The organism is Candidatus Infernicultor aquiphilus, from assembly GCF_002784285.1.
In the GTDB taxonomy this organism is placed as follows: domain Bacteria; phylum Atribacterota; class Phoenicimicrobiia; order Phoenicimicrobiales; family Phoenicimicrobiaceae; genus Infernicultor; species Infernicultor aquiphilus.
The window spans coordinates 1-3242 of record NZ_PFKO01000230.1 but is presented as its reverse complement, the minus strand read 5'-3'; the positions used below and the strand labels follow the sequence as shown (position 1 = coordinate 3242).

The window sequence follows — 3242 nt, the reverse complement described above, 5'->3', positions numbered from 1 at the left end:
AATTAGAGAATATAAGATAGCAGGAGAAAAACTTTTCTATCCGGTGGCAATTAAATAGGCGTTAGTGAATAGTAATTCGTATTGCGTATTGCGTATCGAGTATCGCGTGAAGAAAATAGAAGTCAGAATCCAGAATCCAGAAGTCAGAAGACAGAAAGAAAAGTGATGGGTAAAATGTAGTAATTAATTAGCTATATATTTAAGATTATAGGTTTTTTCTTTTTGTCTTTTAAATCCGAACGCAATACGCAATACTATATACTAAAGACTAATTTAACTGGTAAAGTAGTTAACCGGCAGACTGGTAGACCAAAATAACCAGGTAACCAACTAACTAATTTAATTGGTAAACTGAATTCAATTGGGCAATTGGAAAATTGGTGAATCGACTAATTGGCCAATTGGTAAATTTATTAATCGAGGTGATTTTTTGAATTTTATCCTAAGCGGAATACAACAAGCTCTTCAATTAATCTTTTCTTTAGACCGAGAAATATTCAATATTGTCTTACTTTCATTAAGAGTATCATTAACTGCAGTAGGACTTGCTTCATTGATAGGCATACCTATTGGCTTTTTAATGACTATAAAGAATTATTATGGGAAGAAATTTACTGTAGCTTTAGTGAATACTTTCTTAGCTTTACCAACAGTAGTGATAGGGTTAATTGTTTATTCTTTAATTTCTCGAAGAGGACCTTTAGGAGTTTTTGGATTATTGTTTACCCCTTTGGCTATGATTATCGGTCAGTTTATATTAGCTACTCCCATAGTTATTGCACTTACCCATTCTGCATTACAGGGAATTGATAGAAGAGTTAGAAAAACTGCCTTAACTCTTGGTGCAACTAAGCTTCAATCTGCCTGGACGGTGATTAAGGAAGCCCGTTATGCAATATTAGAAGCAATAACCACTGCCTTTGGAAGAGTCATCGCTGAAGTAGGAGCTGCTATGATGTTGGGAGGAAATATTAAAGGAAGTACTCGAGTTATGACTACTGCTATTGCTCTCGAGACTGCCAAAGGTGAATTTGGTTTTGGCATTGCCCTGGGTATTATTTTATTACTTATTGCTTTTAGCATAAATATTTTTCTCCATTATTTTCAGAGTAGGAGGGGGTAAAATTAAATTATTGGATACATCAATACTTAAGGTTAAGAATTTAAAAAAGATATATAATAACAAAACAGTATTGGATATTGATTATTTGGGTTTTCAAGAAAGTAAGATTTATGCTATTGTGGGTCCAAACGGTTCAGGTAAAACTACGTTATTAAATATATTAAATTTACTAGTGAAACCGGATAAAGGTCAAATCTTTTTTCGTGATCAAGAAATAATCAATAATTCAAATTCTAAGATATTAGAGATTCGGCGAGAGATGACTTTAGTAGATCAGGATCCTTTTTTATTTCAATCTACAGTATATAATAATGTTGCTTATGGATTAAAAGTAAGATCTGTGTCCTCCCTGGTTCAACAGAATAGAATTAAAAATGCCTTAGATATGGTTGGGCTTTCTGGTTTTGAAAATAGAAAAGTAAATCAATTGTCTGGTGGAGAAGCTCAACGAGTAGTAATTGCTAGAGCTTTAGTAATTGAACCAGAAATTCTCTTTTTGGATGAGCCTACCACAAGTATAGATCAAAGGCACCTAGATATAGTGGAAAGAATTATTAAAAAAATAAAGGAAAAAATTAAGACCACGGTAATATTTTCCACTCATAACCTCTCTCAGGCTTATCGTTTAGCGGATGAAGTAATTTCTATCTTAGATGGTAAAATTATTAAAAAAGTCCCGGAAAATCTTTTTCGGGGAGAAATAAAAGAGGAGGATGGCTTAAAATGGTTCAAAGTAGCAGAGAATATAAAATTTGCTCTAGTGAGTGAAAAGATTGGCCCGGTATATATTTCTATTGACCCCACGGATATAATTTTATCTTATGAACCATTTCAATCCAGTGCTCGAAATTCATTTTTAGGGAAAATAGTAAAAATTATGGAGCAAAATCATTTAGTAAAATTAGAAGTAGATGTAGGCATTCCTTTAGTGACAATTATTACCAGAGAATCATTTCAACAAATGAATCTTAATCTGGGAAGCAAAGTGTATCTTACCTTTAAGGCTTCCGTGGTGAAAATATATTAATTTTAAAAAACAAGATGTTTTAAAAAATAAAAAATAATCTCTATAAACCATTAAAAATTAGGAAGTGGACAATCAATATGGTAAAACCCTTATTTAAAGTCAGTACCCCTCAAGAAGTGATTAAGACAATTAAAAATCATTTAGATATTGGTAAAATATTAAAAAAAAATCGAGAGATAGTCAATATTAAAGACTCCTTATATAGAGTTCTGGTTGAAGAGATTATCTCTCCTGGTAATCTGCCGGGGTTTAATCGTTCTACCATGGATGGTTATGCGATTAGGGCAGAAGATTCTTTTGGAGCAAGTGAGAGTTTGCCCTCCTATCTGACCGTTATAGGAGAAATAAAGATGGGCGATAAGCCCGAATTTAAGATTAATCCTGGAGAAGGAGCAAAAATTTCTACTGGAGGAATGTTACCCGAGGGGGCAAATGCAGTAATGATGTTAGAACATACTGAACAGATTGATGATACTACTATTGAAGTAAGAAAGTCAATTTCTCCCTGGGAAAATGCAGTCCGAGAGGATGAAGATCTAAAATCAGGGGAAATTATATTAAGAAAAGGACACCGATTACGCCCCCAGGACATAGGAGTTTTAGCCGGGATAGGAAGAACTAATATAGAAATCTATAAGAAACCTAAAATTGCTATTATTTCCACAGGTGATGAGATAATCCCTACTAAATACGAACCCCAGATAGGACAGGTAAGGGATATAAATTCTTATACCCTGGGAGCTTGTATTGAGGAGGCAGGTGGGATTCCCATTTATAGGGGGATTATTAAAGATGAAGTTAATCTTTTAGAACAAGAAATAAGAGAAATCATGGGAAAAGATACAGCAGAGATAATAACTATCTCTGGAGGGAGTTCGATGGGAGCTAGAGACATTACCTTGGAGGTTCTTAATAAGTTAGGAAAACCAGGCGTATTAATTTATGGAGTATCAGTGAAACCTGGGAAGCCTACTATAGTTGCTATTGCTAATAATAAGCCGATATTCGGCTTATCTGGTCATCCGGTCTCAGCGATGATAATCTTTGATCTTTTTGTCCGACCACTAATTAGCTGGTTACAGGGAGGAGAAT

3 protein-coding genes are annotated in these 3242 nt (G+C 34.1%); all 3 read left to right on the top strand.

Translation table 11 applies throughout. The annotated features are described in order from the left end of the window. Positions 1 to 430 precede the first annotated feature (430 nt). Positions 431 to 1123, top strand: coding sequence for an ABC transporter permease (locus tag COZ07_RS06105; RefSeq protein ID WP_406607686.1), 693 nt, complete (start codon positions 431 to 433; stop codon positions 1121 to 1123). 10 nt (positions 1124 to 1133) lie between these two features. Beyond that, complete coding sequence (locus COZ07_RS06100; RefSeq protein WP_406607685.1) at positions 1134 to 2150, top strand: ATP-binding cassette domain-containing protein; 1017 nt, start codon at positions 1134 to 1136, stop codon at positions 2148 to 2150. A 77-nt stretch (positions 2151 to 2227) separates the two neighbouring features. Then, a partial coding sequence (locus tag COZ07_RS06095) for a molybdopterin molybdotransferase MoeA (protein ID WP_406607684.1) occupies positions 2228 to 3242 on the top strand: 1015 nt, incomplete at its 3' end.